Annotated in this window: 18 protein-coding genes; 7 read left to right on the top strand and 11 right to left on the bottom strand. The window is 46.1% G+C overall.

The window, feature by feature from the left end; all coding sequences use genetic code 11:
* Positions 1 to 1,340 (bottom strand): TolC family protein (locus B3M51_RS04545; RefSeq protein WP_292757130.1); only part of this gene is annotated, 1,340 nt, incomplete at its 3' end.
* 980 nt (positions 1,341 to 2,320) lie between these two features.
* Between B3M51_RS04545 and B3M51_RS04550 the strand changes: the two genes are divergently transcribed.
* The gene (locus B3M51_RS04550) at positions 2,321 to 4,867 is read left to right on the top strand and encodes a heavy metal translocating P-type ATPase (protein ID WP_292757132.1); all 2,547 of its coding nucleotides are present in this window, start codon (positions 2,321 to 2,323) and stop codon (positions 4,865 to 4,867) included.
* 52 nt (positions 4,868 to 4,919) lie between these two features.
* Positions 4,920 to 5,198: a DUF2933 domain-containing protein gene (locus tag B3M51_RS04555; RefSeq protein WP_292757134.1), complete on the top strand. Its 279-nt coding sequence runs from the start codon at positions 4,920 to 4,922 to the stop codon at positions 5,196 to 5,198.
* 278 nt (positions 5,199 to 5,476) lie between these two features.
* Here the strand turns inward: B3M51_RS04555 and B3M51_RS04560 are convergent, their stop codons facing one another.
* Genes B3M51_RS04560 through B3M51_RS04580 form a run of 5 tightly spaced genes read right to left on the bottom strand, consistent with a single transcriptional unit; the run spans position 5,477 to position 9,663 of the window.
* Positions 5,477 to 6,286 carry a quinoprotein dehydrogenase-associated putative ABC transporter substrate-binding protein gene (locus tag B3M51_RS04560; RefSeq protein WP_292757136.1) on the bottom strand — a complete coding sequence of 270 codons (810 nt, stop codon included), beginning with the start codon at positions 6,284 to 6,286 and terminating at the stop codon, positions 5,477 to 5,479.
* A 48-nt stretch (positions 6,287 to 6,334) separates the two neighbouring features.
* Positions 6,335 to 6,856, bottom strand: coding sequence for a c-type cytochrome (locus tag B3M51_RS04565; RefSeq protein ID WP_292757138.1), 522 nt, complete (start codon positions 6,854 to 6,856; stop codon positions 6,335 to 6,337).
* A complete protein-coding gene (locus B3M51_RS04570; protein ID WP_292757140.1) occupies positions 6,837 to 8,645 on the bottom strand; it encodes a methanol/ethanol family PQQ-dependent dehydrogenase in 1,809 nt (602 codons plus the stop codon). Before B3M51_RS04570 ends, B3M51_RS04565 begins: the two co-directional genes overlap by 20 nt.
* A 42-nt stretch (positions 8,646 to 8,687) precedes the next feature.
* Positions 8,688 to 9,209 (bottom strand): DUF6692 family protein, encoded by a 522-nt coding sequence (locus B3M51_RS04575; protein WP_292757142.1) that lies wholly within the window; start codon positions 9,207 to 9,209, stop codon positions 8,688 to 8,690.
* Between the two features lies 1 nt (position 9,210).
* A complete protein-coding gene (locus B3M51_RS04580) occupies positions 9,211 to 9,663 on the bottom strand; it encodes a DUF305 domain-containing protein (RefSeq protein ID WP_292757144.1) in 453 nt (150 codons plus the stop codon).
* A 1,209-nt stretch (positions 9,664 to 10,872) separates the two neighbouring features.
* Between B3M51_RS04580 and B3M51_RS04585 the strand changes: the two genes are divergently transcribed.
* Positions 10,873 to 11,775 carry a DMT family transporter gene (locus tag B3M51_RS04585; protein ID WP_292757146.1) on the top strand — a complete coding sequence of 301 codons (903 nt, stop codon included), beginning with the start codon at positions 10,873 to 10,875 and terminating at the stop codon, positions 11,773 to 11,775.
* Positions 11,776 to 11,928: 153 nt separating this feature from the next.
* Here the strand turns inward: B3M51_RS04585 and B3M51_RS04590 are convergent, their stop codons facing one another.
* Both B3M51_RS04590 and cadR read right to left on the bottom strand, forming a co-directional pair.
* Positions 11,929 to 12,387 carry a hypothetical protein gene (locus B3M51_RS04590; RefSeq protein WP_041354473.1) on the bottom strand — a complete coding sequence of 153 codons (459 nt, stop codon included), beginning with the start codon at positions 12,385 to 12,387 and terminating at the stop codon, positions 11,929 to 11,931.
* A 275-nt stretch (positions 12,388 to 12,662) separates the two neighbouring features.
* Positions 12,663 to 13,070, bottom strand: a complete 408-nt coding sequence (gene cadR, locus B3M51_RS04595) for a Cd(II)/Pb(II)-responsive transcriptional regulator (protein WP_004364961.1) — start codon at positions 13,068 to 13,070, stop codon at positions 12,663 to 12,665.
* 94 nt (positions 13,071 to 13,164) lie between these two features.
* On the opposite strand from cadR, the gene B3M51_RS04600 reads away from it, so the two are divergent.
* The 4 genes from B3M51_RS04600 to B3M51_RS04615 all read left to right on the top strand — a co-directional run bounded on the left by B3M51_RS04600 (position 13,165) and on the right by B3M51_RS04615 (position 16,774).
* Positions 13,165 to 14,061 (top strand): cation transporter, encoded by an 897-nt coding sequence (locus B3M51_RS04600; RefSeq protein WP_004574643.1) that lies wholly within the window; start codon positions 13,165 to 13,167, stop codon positions 14,059 to 14,061.
* A gap of 3 nt (positions 14,062 to 14,064) precedes the next feature.
* Positions 14,065 to 14,577 carry a signal peptidase II gene (gene lspA, locus B3M51_RS04605; protein ID WP_008740521.1) on the top strand — a complete coding sequence of 171 codons (513 nt, stop codon included), beginning with the start codon at positions 14,065 to 14,067 and terminating at the stop codon, positions 14,575 to 14,577.
* A gap of 21 nt (positions 14,578 to 14,598) precedes the next feature.
* The gene (locus B3M51_RS04610) at positions 14,599 to 15,888 is read left to right on the top strand and encodes an ISL3-like element ISPpu12 family transposase (protein WP_292757161.1); all 1,290 of its coding nucleotides are present in this window, start codon (positions 14,599 to 14,601) and stop codon (positions 15,886 to 15,888) included.
* A gap of 187 nt (positions 15,889 to 16,075) precedes the next feature.
* Positions 16,076 to 16,774: a lycopene cyclase domain-containing protein gene (locus B3M51_RS04615; protein ID WP_292757163.1), complete on the top strand. Its 699-nt coding sequence runs from the start codon at positions 16,076 to 16,078 to the stop codon at positions 16,772 to 16,774.
* Here the strand turns inward: B3M51_RS04615 and B3M51_RS04620 are convergent.
* From B3M51_RS04620 to B3M51_RS04630, 3 genes are all read right to left on the bottom strand, one after another.
* The gene (locus tag B3M51_RS04620) at positions 16,771 to 17,259 is read right to left on the bottom strand and encodes a hypothetical protein (protein WP_292757165.1); all 489 of its coding nucleotides are present in this window, start codon (positions 17,257 to 17,259) and stop codon (positions 16,771 to 16,773) included. The two genes, B3M51_RS04615 and B3M51_RS04620, sit on opposite strands and share 4 nt — an antisense overlap.
* Before the next feature lie 395 nt (positions 17,260 to 17,654).
* Positions 17,655 to 18,980 (bottom strand): APC family permease, encoded by a 1,326-nt coding sequence (locus B3M51_RS04625; protein ID WP_084227458.1) that lies wholly within the window; start codon positions 18,978 to 18,980, stop codon positions 17,655 to 17,657.
* Between the two features lie 40 nt (positions 18,981 to 19,020).
* A partial coding sequence (locus B3M51_RS04630) for a copper resistance protein B (RefSeq protein ID WP_292757167.1) occupies positions 19,021 to 19,317 on the bottom strand: 297 nt, incomplete at its 5' end.

Below are 19,317 nucleotides of genomic sequence, written 5' to 3' on the forward strand. Positions count from 1 at the left end.
ATGGTGCGGGATGAAGGAATGACGGCACTATCGGGCAATATCAGATATTCCAATGTGGCCCAAAGCGCTGCGGTTTCCATTTCGATCCGCAGTTTTTCTATACGCGTAGCAATTTCCATTTTTCGGGCATTAAGCACTGTCTCTAACTCGCCTTTACCCCCCCGATATTCGGCTAGTGCCGCATTAGTGCGCTGACTGGCAAGGGGGATCAAAGCCGTTTCATAGTCACTGAGACGGACTAAATTACTTTTCCAGGTATCGAACCAACGCGCTGTTTCAGCAATATGCTCCCGAGTCATTTCTTCGCGTTCTGCTCGCACCTGGTCCGCTTGGGCCAATTTGGCGGCTACCACCCTATCCTGACGGTTCTCCTGATTCCATTGCAGTGGCACGCTGACGCCGATCGAAATCATGTCCGAAAAACCTGAACTTCGTTCGCCATACATTACCGACCAAGTCCAATCAGACTGTTTCTCTTGACGTGCGACTTTGGCTTCAGCCATTGCAACCGCCTCCTCAGCCCTCATTACAGCAATATCTGGATGTTCACTTACCTGATGATATAAATGCTGAGTGTCGAGCGGAGACTGAGTGATGTCAGGCGCGGCGTCTAAAGAGATATTGTTAATATCTCCGACCCAACGCGACAGCGTCGTTTTGGCATTATCAAGACGTGCTTGAGCCTGATGAATACGATCCTGGATTTCAGCCACAGTTGTTTTGGCCAGAAAAATATCGGACTGCGGGCCAGTCCCTGCACGATAAATAGCTTCAGCAGCCTCTACTTGTAAGCTTGCCTCTTGCTGCTCGCGTGTTAATAACCTAACCATTTGCTGCTGGTAATAAACATCAAACCAGGCTATTGCAGTATTTTGGCGTATTTCAGTAAGAGTCAGTTTTTTAGTTATCTGCGCCTTATCTGCTTTACGTTCAAACACGTTGGCACGAGCATGACGCTTGGCTTCACGGGTATATGTCTGAGAAATGCCAATATTGCGAGAGGTCATGAAATCTTCCGTAAGGCTATAAGCCATGGGACCATTGACTGGCAGGTTATTTACAGATAACTCCAGCATTGGATCGGGAAGTTGTCCGGCTTCAATGGCTAGCTCTTTGAAGGCTTGCGATGAAGCATCTTGCGCCAACAAGGCGTGAGAGCGTTGTTCAGCAAGCAGTAATGCATTTTCAAGGCTTAGTGGCTCAGATGAAACTTGTGGTTGCGCCATGACTGCGGTTACAAAACTCGCAGTCAATAATGCAATAAAGCCTAGCCAGTGAATTCGCCAGATTGGTGGCGAATAACTTTTGAGCACAATGGCTCTGATAAATAGGTTTGACATAAGCTGGATCCGATGAACTCAAAGGCGTTGCAGCAAATACAACGCAAATGTTTCAAGCATGGAGATAAATCGCAGCTTGAAACACTACGGAAAAATGGGATCAGCTTAAGGTTGGCGGACGCCAGAGGCCAGTAGGCGCCAAGGTAGGCACAAAAGGTATACTCGCTCGGGCCAAACGCCTATCAGTGGAAACGGAGTTCCATGATGGAACAGAAAAAAGGATAACCACATTAGAGATGCTGCAATTTTGATCTGCTTTACAGGATTTACCTGTTTTAGCGGCAGTCTCGGCATCATTACAGCAGTCTGGCATATTGGCATGATCCATATTACTCATGCTGCCGTCTTGCTCCATAGGGCAATTTTTTTCATGGTTCTGCGCATAACTAACATTGGCGAAAGCCAACGAAAAACAAAGCAGTAATAGACTTACTATGCGCATTTTTTCAATAATACTTTATTGTCTTAATTAATAACAAAATGACCTGTAAATCATTATCCATGTTTCCAGCCCCACATTGTCATTAAAGCTATCTAGACAGATCTATAATAATTCCAATGATACGTAACTTCATGAAATTTATGATTACGATTTTGTAATCTAAACGTAATGATATTGAAAGAGGCATCTAACTATCATGATTATAGGTGTAGTATTGGTTTTTTATCTACTGCTAAAAACTCTAACTTAGGGATCCTAGCCGTCAAAATCAGTTAGCGAGATAGATCTCTGCAATGAGATAAAGTGGAACTATATTAATGGATAGTAAGGCAAGTTATTTGACCCAGTCGCAAGCTATATATGCTGACGAGGTTTTTGATAAAACACGAGGTACATATCGATGCAAGTTTGCTGGAATGTTCGAACTCAGTTTCCGAAATTTGATGTTAACTGTCTGGAAAATTCCCAGATGATGGCAAATTAAGCTGATTGAATTGCCCAACAACCTCTTACTATTTGCATACTAAATTGGAGTTAGATGATAGCTATGGACATACCTGAACAACCCTCAAAATCTACACTTACGGAAACTACTTCGGATGTTGAAACAACACAGTTTTTGGTGTCCGGCATGGGCAGCAATCACTGTGCTGGCCTCATAACGGCTTCTATTAATCGACTATCAGGCATCATCAATATCAGTACTAACATAGCTAATCACCGTATCACTGTGGAATTCGATCCAAACCAGCTAAGTGATAAGAATATTTGGGACGCAATCGAAAAGGCCGGCTACGATGTAGATAGTATGTCATCATCAATGTCTAGCGGAACTAGTGAATCCTTTTTCACAGTACCTAGCATGGGCAGCGATCATTGTGCTGGGCTAGTCTCAACCTCCATCAAGCGCCTTACCGGCATTAATGATATTTCAACTAACATTGCCAATCATAAGGTGACGGTTAGTTTCGATCCGGTAAAAGTAAACACAAAAAACATCAAAGAGGCTATTGAGCAAGCGGGATACGATGTAGCAGCCATCAGTGAAAGTCGTTCGCAGGGAAATGCTGAGGCCGACGCGGCGGTTGAAGAGCGTTACCTTGAACAGGCTTGGAGGCGTTTATGGTTCGCCGCCATCCCAACCACCTTGATAATGGTACTGATGATGGTCCATATGTTTTGGGTGCCAGTGCCTAATTATCTCACTTGGGTTGCTTTACTTGGCTTTCCTGTGGTGTTTCTGCAAGGCGGGTGGGCAACCCACCGCTCATCCTGGCGTTCTCTTACCAATCGCACCGCCAACATGGATGTCCTTATTTCCTTGGGAAGCCTGCCTCCCTACCTGATCGGGCTTGTGGGATTTATCTACCCCATGACATCTTTTATTGAAATGGCCGCCACCATCATGTCCTTCCATATGCTTGGCCGCTACCTGGAAACTCGTGCCAAGGGGCGGGCATCACAGGCGATCAAAAAACTACTAAAACTGGGGGCTAAAACCGCCTCCGTGCTACGGGAAGGACATGAAGTTGAAGTAGCGGTTGCGGAGCTTCAGGTCGGAGACATCATGGTGGTTAGGCCTGGCGGCAAGGTACCTACCGACGGCGAAATTGTCGAAGGTAATAGTCATCTGGATGAATCCATCGCCACGGGCGAGTCCGTGCCGGTGGAGAAAGGACCCGGCGAAGCAGTGATTGGAGCCACCATTAATAAGGAAGGCATGCTGCAAGTTCGCGCCACTCGGGTAGGTGCCGATACCTTTTTGTCACAAGTTGTCCGACTGGTGGAACAGGCACAAGGCTCTAAAATACCCATCCAGGAATTCGCCGACAGAGTGACCGCAAAGTTTGTCCCGGCGGTTATCATGATCAGCCTTGCTAGCTTTGTAATCTGGCTAATTTTCGCCGAGTCGCTTCGGCCGATTCTTTACTGGGGTGCCGAGTTCCTGCCATGGGTTAACCCGGAACTTTCACCATTGATGCTGGGTACACTTTCGGCAATTTCCGTACTGGTGATAGCCTGTCCCTGTGCTTTGGGGCTCGCCACTCCCACTGCCATCATGGTGGGCTCGGGACTGGGCGCAGAATCAGGTGTGCTTATCCGCTCCGGCGAGGCCATTCAGTCTCTTAAGGACATCAAGGCCGTTGTACTCGACAAAACCGGCACCATCACCAGAGGCGAGCCCGCGCTCACAGATGTGATTGCTACCGCCGGCTTCAATGAAAGCGATGTACTTAGGTTCGCGGCATCTGTGGAAGCCGGCTCCGAACATCCGCTGGGGCAATCCATCGTGAATGGCGCCCGGGAAAAGGGACTGGAGGTTCCTACAGTGATGGACTTCCGAGCGATTACTGCGCGAGGAGTGGAAGGCCGTGTCGACGACCAGCTCATTCGCGTGGGCAGCCGCCGTCTTCTCAGCGAAGCCAATATAGAGTTGGGCGACCTCGAAGAAGTCATGATCCGTCTTGAAAACGAGGGTAAGACCGCCATGCTGGTTGCCGCCGGAGACCAGGCAGCCGGTATTGTCGCCGTGGCCGACACCATTAAAGAGGACTCGAAAGCTGCCATTGCCGCGCTTCATGAGATGGGCATTCACACTGTCATGATCACAGGCGACAACGAACGCACAGCTCGCCACGTCGCGAACCAGGTGGGGATCGACGAAGTTATGGCGGGCGTTTTGCCTGAAGGCAAGGTGGATGCAATTAAGCGGCTGCAGGAAAAATATGGGCAACTGGTGGCCATGGTGGGCGATGGAATCAACGACGCCCCGGCACTGAAACAGGCCAATGTGGGTATCGCTATCGGTGCTGGCGCCGATGTTGCCATTGAAGCTGCGGATGTCACCTTGGTTAAAGGTGAACTAACCAAGGTGGTGGAGGCTATTCGCCTGTCCCGTGCAACTTTTCGGAAAATCGTTGAAAACCTGTTTTGGGCCTGGTTTTACAATGTGGCCGCGATACCCATTGCAGCTGTCGGTCTACTTCATCCGATGATCGGGGTGATCGCCATGACAACCAGCTCTTTGTCGGTGATTGGCAACTCACTGCGCCTTAAGCGGGTGAAACTTAATGTTGATAAATGACCCTGACATTCATCTAACAGCGCTGTCTATAAGGCGGCATAGGAGAAACTAGATGGCAAGCAAACCCGGTTTTTGGACCAGCCTTCATGGTATGGCAACTCTTATACTTATTGGAGTGGCGCTCTATTTTATTTTCGTTGATCACAGTGCCCACATCCTTCCATATCTTCCATTTCTGATTATTTTGTTGTGTCCACTGATGCATATCTTCATGCATAAGGGGCACGGCGATCATGAAGAAAACAGTAAAGGCGAACATCAACACCAAGATGCGGAAGAAGCCTATCGCCGTGGTCTGGAAGAGGGGCGAAAAAAAACTAATGACCGATAATAGTTTTCTGGTATAGCGCGATCCATATACCTATCAGCAGGGACTGTTGATAGTTGATGATTATCTTTGGATTAATATGATGACACTATAAAATAGCTTTCAACCCAAAAATATTGCTACACCCAATTACACACTTCATGACTCCTGTAAACTGTCGAAAGGTGGGCAGCTATCCAGACTGATGGACCATAATTACAAAAAAACTGAACACAGAACATCCCTTGCATGAAAATGTTTCGAGGCTATTGGTTAGATTTATTTTTGGTGCTGTGCAATAGTCATTTTTTATCTTTTTTTTCGACTAAAAGTACGTTGTAGCTCGAGAGTATTTCGTGGATTCGATCGTTTTTCTGGGTAAGTATTTTATTTAATTGTGCTCGTAACTTCTCGTTGCCTTGTTGAACACCCATTGATATATCAAACGCCATGTTCCACGGTGAATTGTCTAGCATGGGATTAACAGGGATCGTGATGAGTTTGACTGGGGATATATCAGCGAAGTATCCAGCGAGCGGACCCCAAACGATGGCCAGATCAACTTCTCCTCGTGCCACCGCTTCAATGATTGTGCTTGACGGATTTTTTTCCTCATAATCACCATAGAGCATATAGCCGCGTATGTTGTTGATATGTCCCTGGCTTGTTAATGCATGAGCCGGCGGAGTATTTGCCCCATCATCGCCTATCATTTGTACGCCAATGATGAGATCAGCAAGACGAGAGTCATCATAAGAGTTGATGTTAAGGTGACGATCCGCTCGAGATAAAAAAACATACGTCGATCGATAGTAGGGACGAGTTACTGTTATCCCCTCGCTCGTCGAAGCGATACCTGGCCATAAATCACACTTTTCAGCACCAAGTGTGTTTCTCTCGAAGCCTCGCCGCTGTGCCCACCAAGTATATTCGACCTTGGATTTTAATTCGGCAGCAATGAGATCTACAATTTTGTTTTCGAAGCCTTCTTCAAATTTATTCGAAAAAGGAAGGTTATTTGGATCGGCACAGACTCGGAGTATATTTTCCTCGGCACGCAAACTACTTGAAGCCGTTAGCACAACAAAGGCGATAACTAAGATATTTTTCATAGATTTTTGCTTAAACTAGACAATTTGCTTCATGCCGAATTTTCAGTCTCAATATTTTGCTTTACGACTCTTGTTCGGTTCAGCATCGAGCCCCCCAGGACTTCTTTCAACGGGTTGAGTTGGCCCATCAGGCATTGGTGCGTCAGTTTCGAAAGCTTTAACATAAGCGGCAAGTTGCCATATCTGCTCTTCTTGAAGTCGTCCTTTCCAAGCGGGCATGCCTCCTGGTAAACCGTTATGAATAGAGTTAAATATCTGCTCAATCTTCCCGCCATGATGCCAATCGTCGTCAAGAAACGGCGGTCCAATTCCTCCACCGCCCCTAAAGTGACAGCCTACGCAGTTGTTTTCCATGTAAAGCCGCTTGCCAGCTGCGATATGCGCGGGATCATTTTGGTACTCACTTCCCTTGTTAAATGCAGATGCTGGCTCGGAGCCTTTTTTATGTTCGTGTTTTTCTGAGTGTTTGCCTCCCTCTTCTGCTTGCACCACTGAAAAGCTCAGAATCATTAGCAAAACGGTAAGCGAGAGAGTCGAAATAAGCGATTTCCTAAGGTAATGCAAAGACATATAGCGTCCCTCCCGGTTTTGTTGCTTTTTTCAAATCAGTCATAGCACCTACATAGCCAAGCGCAGCAGTAGGATCGCGGGGATCTAAATCACCAGAAACAATAGCGCCAGCCCATCCACCTACGCCTGCTAGAACTGCTATATGTTGTTTGCCATCAGGTGATTGATAACTAACGGGTTGACCGATGATCCCTGAATTAGTCTTAAAGCTCCAAAGGAGTTCGCCAGTTGAGGCATCGAGAGCCTTAAACCATCCATCCATCGTTCCATAAAATATCAAACCACCGGCGGTGGCCAGTGAGCCGCTCCATAGTGGAAATTCTTCCTGAACCTCCCAAACGGCTTCGCGTCCCAGAACATCCCATGCAGTTAATACTCCGCGATGACCTCCTGGACCAGGCTTCATAATAACCTTCGCCCCAATATATGGAGTACCGGCTATATAGTTTGTTTCATGACTTGTCCAGTCCATACAAACGTTTTGATGTGGGATGTATAGCAGTCCGGTTTTAGGTGAGTAAGCCGAAGGGTTCCAATCTTTAGCCCCTGATGCGGCTGGACATATGTCGCTTATTTCTTCGCCGGTAGTAGGGATTTTGGACTCGACTACACGCAGTCGACCCGTTTCTAAATTAACGCCGTTGGCAGTATTTGTATATGAGTAAGCATCAGCAGAGATAACTTCTCCAGTTACCCGGTCAATAACATACAGAAAACCATTACGTTCAGGACGAACAAGAACTTTGCGTTCTTCGCCATCAATTTTCATATCTAAAAGGATAATTTCATTAACGCCATCGTAATCATGGGCGTCATGTGGCGTTAATTGATAGAACCATTTGGCCGAACCATCATCCGGATCTCTGGCAAATATCCCCGCCGTCCACTTATTATCACCAGGTCGTTGCTCAGCATTCCAAGGTCCGGGATTAGCAGTACCATAATAAATGAGGTCAAGATCTGGGTCATAGGAAATCCATCCCCATGCCGTACCTCCACCAGTCTTCCATGCATCGTTCGGCCATGTTGAGACGCCGAGATCCTTTCCCCGATCCATTGCGTAAAAAGGCTCGAAATCTTCGCCAATCAGAACATCCTCATCGGGGCCAGTATGAAATGCCTTCCATTCAACTTCTCCGTCGTTGACATTGAGTGCTGCAAGCCAACCTCGTACACCAAACTCCCCGCCGGAATTACCAACTAGTACGTGATCTTTAACAACAAGAGGGGCCATGGTAATGGATTCACCCGAGTGAATATCACCAAGTTGAGTCGCCCATATTTCCTCACCCGAATTAGCATTAAGTGCAATCGTACGCCCATCAAGTGTATTGAAAATGAACTTCCCTTCCCAATAGACACCACCTCGATTAACTACATCACAGCAGGCAACCCCTTGGGAAGCAGGAAGAGTTTCAGGATCATACTTCCATTTTAATGGCGCTCCGGGGCGAGTCAGATCCAAAGCAAATACTTTATTAGGATAAGGCGTCACAATATAAAGCGTATCATTTACAATTATAGGTGCTGCTTCTTGTCCTTTTTTGATTCCGGTGTCAAACGTAAAAGTGACATCTAAATCAGCCACATTATTTCGATTTATTTGCTGCAAATCCGTGTAACGAGTTGATGCATAATTCTTGGCTGGCATACTCCATTGACCATCATCCTTAGGCGCTGCAGAAAGAGGAGGATTTGGGTCGGCTTGAATATTTCCAGGGTAGACAACTGCAAATGAAATTCCTATCAATGCAATCACGAAAGAAAATTTGCTTAAGCTCAAATACATTTTTTCCTCCCTATTTTAAATTGAAAAATCTCATAGTAGAGGTTAACTACGGCATAGGTAGTAACCTTGATAACCGACCTTGCGTCCCTTTTTCAGATCGAATACAAGGTTAGCTTCTCGCTGACTAAATCCATTATCGAGCTGTACTCCTTCGTCTTCTAATGGCGTCACTGTGACGTGTATATCAGCAGCTGACATATTTAACTCTATTCCTTCGGCAGGAGTAGCTCCAGGAGATTCAAGCTCAACCACTTTACCGTTAATCTTAATTGCACCGGTGCGGTCTTTCGCGACCAGTATCGGCATGCCTACTTCAGTCAAACGGAATTGGCAGTCAATACTTTCCCCTACCACCTGTGTGTAGTCTTTAGCTGTCATCGAAGACGGTTCAATAGCCTTACGATCTGCCTCCTTAATCGCTTTTTCTACAGAAGCAACAGGACTTTGAGGTGGTGGTGGCGCTTTATCTGCAGAGCGATCATTACCAGGTGCAGTATTTTCATTACATGCTACAAACATGAGAGCCAGCGTAAGTGCCATAAAGGTTTTTGAAAATTGAGACATGTTAATTCTCCTCACGCTCAAGTTCACGAATAAGGTAGCGCATCTCAGCAATCTCACGGCGCTGAGCTTCAATAATTGAATCAGCTAATTCACGGACACGGGGATCAGTAATCTCAGCACGTTCACTCGTCATGATTGCAATCGAATGATGAGGAATCATGGCTTTCATATACGAGGTCTGGCTTACCGTAATTTGACTTCGCACTAAATATAAAGAGCCCGTAAATAAAATTATTGCGATGACGAAGATAGCAATATTAATTTTTTTGTTTTTATACATGTTGAGCATGAAGCCAAGCATAATAATAGCCATAGTTGATCCCATCACTATGGCCATATAGGCCCGCGTTTCACTATAGAAAATATGCTCGTAGGCGTAGGTATTCAAATACATGAGACCGAACATTACAACTGTCGAGGTTGCAATCATTGCTAAGAATCGAATATAGGACATTTTGGAACTCCATTTTCATCTTGGATGATTCAAATTTGGTGAGGCATGTTTTATGCCACCCATTAATAGGAGTTTTCAGGCGAAGATATAAGGAATTTTTCCCATTTTTTTGTAAAAAATTCAGTTAATGAGTAAAACTTACATCCTTAATTTGTATTTTCAATATAGCGATAAATACGATTAAGAAATACAACTACTATAGGTACTATAGATCACTCAATAGCTAAATAAGGATTGATACCTGCACAAATCACGATGTCGGAATCATGTGCTTATTAGCGCTTATTAGTGTGGGGGGCAGCGTAAACTTACTACATAAATCGTGTTAGTTTCCACGTACGATTTACTCAACAAAAAAAGATCAAAACATACAGTAGCTGCTGGATTTACCGTTTATCTTCGATATGGTATTTCAATTAAGACGTTAATTAAAAAACATTAAGATCAGGTGTTTGGGTGATAAGCTATAGTAGTATAGAGAGCTGCAAGGCTTAGACTGTCAATCGTACTACCTCTCCAGTTACCCATGATAATAAATTACGCATTTGTATTGGATGAGATAAAAGATACCCAAAACATGTAGAGTTCAAGCTCAGGCGAATGTTGGATACGGGTCGTTCCGGAGGGCAAAAGCCTGTTACATTATTGGCAATCAGTTATTTATTTCACGTAGGTTTTGGTCTTCAAATGCTCAAGCATGTAGCTTGCGCAGAATTGCTACCAGGTTTTGAGTGATTGATGTGGTAGGCTTACGAATAGCCTTGGCGAAAGCCTAAATATGTAATTGTTTGGTATATCGCACTTTTGTTCGTTATTTTGTATCGAAGGTTCGCCAAAAGGCGCCTGGAGTAAATCCTTGATCAAATCCTCAAGTTCCTCGCGAAAGATCGAAGCGGAAAGGCTAAATCAGCATTGCGTCTGTGTCATTCTTGATGGCCCCCAAATTGCTCATAATCTTGCGAATCAGCTCGGTGAAAAATACCGATGAGATCCTGAGCAGTTCTGCAATGCATCTACTCTTCTCAAACAGTGCTGTTTGTGTTCCCAACTCAGATCTGGAACAAATGCTAGCTATTGTTCGGACAGTGTATGTGATCTGGTCCCACTAGAAAAATCCAACCCAGCGAAGTACAAAAGCTTAAATAGCTCTGAGAAAAAGGAATCTGTAGGCCATTATGATGACAATGCACTATCTGAGGGTTTTCTATCATGTTACTTAACCTTCACCTGAAATTTGTGAGCTCTGCTGCAATCATGGTGATGATGATGTGGGCACTTTGTTATCCGCTTATTAAGCTCAGTCTGCCTTATGCCCCCGTTATGTTGACAGCTTTTTTGCGTGCCGTAATAGCAGGCTGTGTACTCGTGCTCATTGCTCATTTCACAAATCGACCTTTTCCAAGAGGTTATAGGCTCTGGATATATATAACGATCATAGGTCTATCTGCGACAAGTCTGGGATTGTGGGGCATGTTTTATGCTGGCAGCTTGCTTAATCCCGGGCTTGCAACAGTCATTACTAATATGCAACCACTTATTGCTGGTATTTTGGGCTGGTATTTTCTCAAGGAGAGAATGACCGGAGTACATTTAATTGGTAGTGTTATTGGATTTACAGGAATAGTCATAATTTCTTTGAACAGTCTGGTGCAGACAGAAAAGCAAGTTGTATTGGGAATAATCTTTGTGCTCATGGCTTCGTTTGGCGGTGCGGTTAGCAATGTCTTGCTTAAGAAAATTGCTGGTCAAGTAGACGTGCTTTTTGCAATGGGATTCCAGTTATTCATTGGTGCCATACCTCTTGGTATTTTGGCTTTTTACACCACCAGTCTGGACTCTTTAGACTGGAAAATGGATTACACCTTAATTCTTCTTGCATTGGCATTATTGGGAACTGCGCTACCGTTTATTTTGTGGTTCTGGCTAATGCAACATGCACCACTTTTTAAGCTTAACGTATATAACTTCCTCACCCCTGTGTTTGGAATATACCTTGGTCATACCGTATTTTCAGAGTCATTAACTACCATTCAATGGCTTGGAGCTACATTCATTATTACTGCTATCTTCTTAGTCACGGTCATAAATGGAAAAATAAAACCTGCTCATTAACACGGCTTCAGGTTTTATCGTTGAGTGCCTCTATTTTATTAATACTTAACATTTCAGTTAAGCATGATTATCTTCGTATGGAGCACAAACCTGTATTCTGTTCATTGCCAGTAATGAACATGATGCAGGACATTCTTTTTCAAGACTGTTGCTTCATAAATCCTCCAGCCGATTAGCTGACTGCACCATCTGCATTATTTCATGTTCTTCAAAGGATTTGAGTGTCTCCATCAGCTCTTTTGCCGAAGGTATATCTGCGCGTTCATGTAGATAACGATACAGGTCAATGACCTGTTTATGCTGATCAATAATTACCTGCATGATTTCTCTAGTCGATAGCTGAGAAAATGGTGCATCACAATCATGATGTTGAACAATTGGATGTTTATTTAAATACTCATAACACCAAGTATTTAACGCGTGTTCATTACCTGTGACTTCAAACTGGTGAACAACATGTCCAAGCTTTTCTTCATGTTCTGATAAATACTTAAGAAGCATTTGTGCTCGAGCATTCTCATTCTTGTCGGCACAATGTTTCAAACACTCAGTAAGGTGTTGATGAAACTCGCTTGTCCAATGAAGGACATCTCTTAACGTTTCAACCTGCATAATAAACTCCTGGTTTTTTGGTTGTTACCATTATTTAAATCGCTTGTTAAACGTAAAGCGGTTCATTGTTGAACCACATCACTTAAAAGCGAGGATTGATCTTAAAAATGCTTGGTAATCCCTCTTACAACAGACATATTTTTTTATAAAAATTACTATCAATGTAAGAAATAACATAAAAAAAATTTGGGTAAGCGGATTAAATGGTTGATCTTACCTTTGCATGAGAGTGAGACAGACCGGCATCTCATCGGATTATCTGGTTGATGCTTCACCTACTGCTGGTGCATGTTTCCTTCGCTAATTCCAGCAAGAACCCCACACGCCTCAACTTCCCGGTCATCGTTGCAACTCGCTCTCAGTGAAACGAGTTGTTTCTCAAGCGCTTGCAGAGCGGTTATCTGCGACCGCACATGAGAGATGTGATCATCGAGCAAGGCGTTGACGGCGGTACAAGGCTGATGAGGGTCGTCCTGATAGCTCTGTAGTTCGTGAATCTCAGCCAGTGACAGGCCCAGGATTCTGCAGCGACGGATGAAGGCCAGCCCCTCACCATGCTTCTCGGTATAGACACGGTAACCGTTGTCCTGCCGATCAGGCGGCGGCAACAAGCCCTGCTGTTCATAGAAGCGGATCGTCTGTGTTTCGACCCCTACCAACTGCGCCAACTGACCAATGCGCATCAGCCTCCTCCCCAACGGATTCTTTACTCTATTGACCTTATAGTAGCTTTATAGTTTTAAATGGTACCACAACATTGGTTAAATGAGTCGTATCATGAGCAAATCCTGTGGTGGCGCCTGTGGCGGTGATGCAACGTCCGCAGCGGATACCGATATACAGGCCTCCTCCGAGGCGCCAGGGAGATGGGTCAGTGTTTATGCCGTGCCGAAGATGGACTGTCCATCAGAAGAACGAATGATTCGCCTAGCCCTGAACGGCTTTGAGGAGATTCGGGCGCTGTCCTTCGACTTGTCGAACCGCCGGCTGAAGGTCGTGCATGACGGCGAGGTCGAGCCCGTCACCTCGAAACTGAAGACCTTGGGGCTAGGCGCCTCGCTTCAGGAAACCGTCGCTGCAAATCCGGAGACCATCAAGGCCGCCGAGTTTTCGGCAGCTTCTGCTAAGCAAGAATCCGGGACCCTGCGCTGGTTGCTCGGCATCAATGCACTTCTGTTCGTGGTGGAAATGACTGCCGGTCTGATCGCCCAGTCCACCGGCCTGATTGGAGAATCCCTGGACAATTTTGCCGATGCGGCGGTGTACGGGCTTGCCCTTTATGCGGTTGGACATAGCGTGAAAATGCAGGTACGTGCCGCGCATCTTGCTGGTGTACTGCAACTGATCTTGGCTGTGGGCGTGCTCGTAGAGGTGGTGAGACGCTTTGTATTCGGTAGTGAGCCTGAATCGCTGGTGATGATGGCTATCGCATTCGTCGCATTGATTGCCAATACCAGTTGTCTGCTGCTCATATCCAAACATCGGGAAGGCGGGGCGCACATGAAGGCAAGCTGGATATTCTCGGCCAACGACGTGGTGATCAACCTGGGGGTCATCACCGCCGGCGCCCTGGTCGCGTGGACCGGTTCCAATTATCCGGATCTGATTATCGGCACCATCGCGGGGGGCATTGTACTTAACGGTGCCAGACGCATTTTGGCGTTGAAGGGTTAAATAATGCTCATTATTGGCAAAAAGCTCTCGCCGTATGCCCTATTGTCCATATCGGGCCTGCTGGCAGCGTCTGATCAGGCTGTAAAGTGGCTGGTGCAGCAATCAATGGCCTATGGCGAGTATGTTTCGGTGACCCCGTTCTTTAACTGGGTGCACCTATGGAACACCGGTGCCGCATTCAGTCTTTTTGCGAATGGTGGAGGCTGGCAGCGCTACTTATTTATCGGAATCGCGGTAGTGGTCTCGATTTTTCTGATCAAGCTGATCCTTGAAAATCGTCATAAAGGAGAAGCCATCGCTTACAGTCTTATCCTCGGTGGCGCCATGGGCAACCTGATTGACCGGGTCTTTCGCGGCTATGTTGTGGATTCCTTTGATTTCTATTGGCGAGACTGGCATTGGCCGGCCTTCAACCTGGCTGATATTGCAATTGTCCTCGGTGCCTTACTTTTCGTTTCCAGCAGCTTGTTGGGTAAAAAAGCAAACACCAATGCCGAGCCGGATGGATCTGACTGACACCTACGCCTATACAACACCATGACCGAACTTCCCGACAACATCCTTCACCTGCCGCAATACCAATTACTGGGCTGCAAATCAACCGACGACGAAATGCACTTCCAGGTGGACGTGCCCGATCCCATCGCCTGCGAGGAATGCGGCGTGCAGGGTGAGTTCGTACGGTTCGGCAAGCGTGACGTTCCCTATCGTGATCTGCCCATCCACGGCAAGCGGGTCACTCTCTGGGTGGTCCGCCGCCGATACACCTGCCGGGCCTGCAAGACAACATTCAGGCCCCAGCTACCGGAGATGGTGGACGGATTCCGTATGACACTGCGGCTGCATGAGTACGTGGAGAAGGAATCCTTCAACCACCCCTACACCTTTGTGGCGGCACAGACCGGCCTGGACGAGAAGACGGTGCGCGACATCTTCAACGCCCGCGCCGAGTTCCTGGGGCGCTGGCACCGCTTCGAGACGCCCCGCATCCTGGGCATTGACGAGCTATACCTGAACAAGCGCTACCGCTGCATTCTGACCAACATTGAGGAGCGAACCCTGCTCGACCTGCTGGCCACCCGCCGCCAGGACGTGGTGACCAACTACCTGATGAAGCTGAAAGACCGGCAGAAGGTCGAGATCGTCAGCATGGACATGTGGAACCCCTACCGGGCAGCGGTCAAGGCTGTGCTGCCCCAGGCCCGTATCGTGGTCGATAAGTTCCATGTGGTGCGCATGGCCAACGATGCCCTAGAGAGAGTGCGCAAGGGCCTCAGAAAGGAGCTGAAACCGTCCCAGAGCCGGACTCTCAAGGGAGACCGGAAAATCCTGCTGAAACGCGCTCACGAAGTCTCAGACCGGGAGCGCCTCATCATGGAGACCTGGACAGGCGCGTTCCCGCAACTGCTGGCCGCCTACGAGCACAAGGAGCGCTTCTACGGCATCTGGGACGCCACCACACGGCTCCAGGCAGAAGCCGCCCTGGACGAGTGGATAGCCACCATCCCGAAGGGCCAAAAGGAAGTCTGGAGCGATCTGGTCAGGGCAGTGGGAAACTGGCGCGAAGAGACCATCACCTACTTCGAGACGGACATGCCCGTCACCAACGCTTACACGGAGTCCATCAACCGACTGGCCAAGGACAAGAACCGTGAAGGGCGCGGTTACTCCTTCGAGGTGATGCGGGCACGAATGCTCTACACCACGAAGCACAAGAAGAAGGCACCGACTGCGAAGGTCTCTCCTTTCTACAAGAAAACCATCGGTTACGGACTGCCGGACTTCGCAGAGGAACTCAACTACGGAGTCGATCTATCAACCATCTGAGGGTGGTATCAGATTGATGGGGTGAAGGTGCCCCATCAACCATTAAATCCGTATACCCAAAAATTTAAACTTCAATTACAATTAACATCAAGATTTTGTAATTAACTCTATAGTTCAACCCAACAGAAAAATTTGGTTGTTCGTCTTACAAATTAAATCAAATTTCGATTATCAGGAATTATGTGTCATGAATGATCAATATGTCTGGTTAATTTGGTCTCTTGCATTTCTTATTCCTTGGGTAGCAGTGTACTGGGCAGCTCCCACATATAGGTCAGTGATGTTGAAAGCAAGTTTGATTACTATGCTGTTTGGACTCACTGAACCGATCTTTGTACCAGAATATTGGAGTCCTCCCAGCTTATTTAACCTTGCGATTGAAACCGGGTTTGATATAGAGAGCTTGATTTTCTGCTTTGGCATCGGGGGTATTGGGGCTGTTGCCTATAATGTGGTGACCCGACAAAGGTTGCAGCCAATCCCACTAACCGCACGTTTGTCTCAAAGACATAATCACCACCTATTCGCAATCACGGTCCCATTTATTGTCTTTCCCGTTTTGATGCTCTTCGACTGGAATCCAATTTATCCGGCCATTATGGCGATGATCGCGGGAGGCATTGCCAATAGCTTGTGCAGACCAGACCTTGCACTCAAGAGTTTTTGGGGAAGCATTCTATTTCTTGTTTATTACGCGATTTTTGTCCTTGGTCTTGAAAGCATTGCACCGGGATACATCGAACGTGTATGGAACCTGGATGCACTGAGTGGCCTGTTTCTTATTGGTATACCCTTGGAAGAGTTACTTTTTGCAGCCAGTTTTGGATATTACTGGACGGGCATTTATGAACATTTGACTTGGAAAAACCAAGTCAGATTTAATTAATGACTGCTATCGTCTTTATAGGGGTGTCCGAGATTACCCAATTCACCTTCCTCACTGAGATGAAGGAGAGCATCGTGAACCTTATCAAGCCACGACTGTTCCATATCTACCCCCGAGGCCAAAATATAATGCTCAATTTCATCAAGTGATATTTGAACCAAATCGTATTCAATTTCAAGCACTTTTTGATTAATTTTAGCTTGCGTCACCCCCATCAATGAATTTAAACCATTAATCAATTTAATTTTAAACCCCTCATTGTCAGGCAGTTCAAGCTTAATAAGCCTCTGTTTATTAACCCTTACACCATGTTGCTTGACTGATTTACCATGCTTGGGATCACCAATGTATAAGCTTGGCCGTTGGTTGAATCTGTCCTGACATTGTTGAGAACAAAACCAAAGATCAATGCCACGGAAATTTACAGATAATTTGTTATCTGCGACGGACATTTCACAAACAGGACAATTTTTTGACGGAAACATCAGAACCTCGCTCTTCTATTAGATATAAAACGCTAGAAAAGATTGTTAGTCAGAGCAAAAATACCAGCACTTATGTCTACTGAAGATGACCATAAGCTTAGACCCTCAATAAATCCTGATGGTGAACATACCAGTGTTCGGCTGCCTTTATCTCAATCTTTTTTCTACTGGCTAATCGGTAAACGCAATGAAATACAGTAATGCCTGATTAATGAAAGGAATCAATATCAGTATTCCCATCCAACCTGGGCACTCTGTACGCTGACAAAAACGCCAAACCGGAATAACAACGACAATGGCAAACACCAGCATCCACTACCAATGTCATGCGTACATGGTGTTACCAAAAATATTATCAGTCATCATGGTACTGCCCTCCACGTAAAATATTGTAATTAATGATGATGATGTAATTCAGCGGATCTTTTCAGGAAAATCTGCTCAGCAACTGCGATAATAATCATAGTAACAACTGCCACACCAATCACAAATGGATCAGTATTCAGTTTTACCCAGACAAAGCCCCCTAGCGCGAGCAAATCTAAAATAATCGCGGTAGTTGGCACCCATCTATTGGCGTTAATGTCTTCTCGCAAATAACGAAGAACGCCCCAATGAATGGCAATGTCCATAATTAGGTAAAACACGATACCCAGTGCAGCAATTCGAGACAGATCAAAAAATGCTGTCAGAATAAGTCCTAAAACGACCGTGTAGACCAGCGTATGTTTTTGAATACTACCCGGCATACCGAAATGCCGATGCGGAACCAGTTTCATTTCCGTCAGCATTGCCAGCATTCTTGAGACAGCAAAAATGCTGGCCAGAATACCGCCGGCAGTCGCCATCATGGCAATAGCAACCGTAAACCACACACCATATTCACCTAAGGCAGGCCGTGCTGCTGCAGCAAGGGAATAGTCCTGTGTTTTGATGATTTCTGCCAACGACAAATTACTCGCCACAGCAAAACCGACCAAGCTATAAATCACCACGCAGGCCGCGATGGAAATAACAATGGCGCGACCCACGTTGCGTTTAGGATCTTTTACCTCAGAACCGCTGTTGGTAATGGTGGTGAACCCCTTAAAGGCCAGTATTCCCAGTGCAGTTGCACCGAGGAAGTTGCCAAAAGTTCCCGCCTCTCCTGGGCTTGAGAAGTCGACTGAGATACTGTCGGCGATCCAAATACCTACTAATCCAAAGACGAGAATGCCCACGATTTTCAAAACACCAATAAAAGAGGCCACGCCCTCGATAAGTCTATTGTCTGAAAGATTAATCAGAAAAGCTGCCAAAATCAGTGACACACCAAGTATAGGCACCATCATGCCGCTATCATCACCACCAAAAAGTTGCATGGTATAAGAGCCAAATGTCCGCGCCAAAAAGCTCTGCGCGATAACCATTGAGAAGTACATCAGTAAAGCATTGAAAGCAGTTGGCAATCGGTCACCATATGCCTTATGCAGATACATGCCGATGCCACCGGCTGAGGGATAGGCGTTAGAAATTTTGATGTATGAATAGGCACTAAAACTAACGATTACTGCGGCGGCTAGAAACGCTAAAGGAAATAAAACACCTGTCATCTGCGCCATTTGCCCAGTGAGCGCAAAGATACCAGCACCAATCATCACCCCGGTACCGAGCATAACTGTTCCCGCTAAAGTGAGACTTCCCTCCTTATAATGCGTTGTTCTGTCGTCATTGTTAGTCATTAACTCTTCCTCTTCAGTTTTACTAATTTTGTTACTCTAGTTAAAACCACATCCGAACCCCGGCAACAAAACCTGTTTCGATTTTATCCCCCCCGTCATCAGCGATTTGATTAGCCTTTTGACCTAAGGCCCGGCTCCAATAAACACCTATATATGGCGCAAACTCTCTAGAGATTTCATAGCGATAACGCAGTCCTATTCGAACATCGTTGAATCCACTGGGGCGATCGAACGCTTGGGCATCTGTGAGTCCAGCAGAAACTTCCAAGCGTGGCTGTAAATAGGATACTTGACTGAGGCGTATGTCGTATTCGGCTTCAAGTGATGCTGCTATGTC

The organism is Methylophaga sp. UBA2689, from assembly GCA_002354555.1.
GTDB lineage: Bacteria > Pseudomonadota > Gammaproteobacteria > Nitrosococcales > Methylophagaceae > Methylophaga.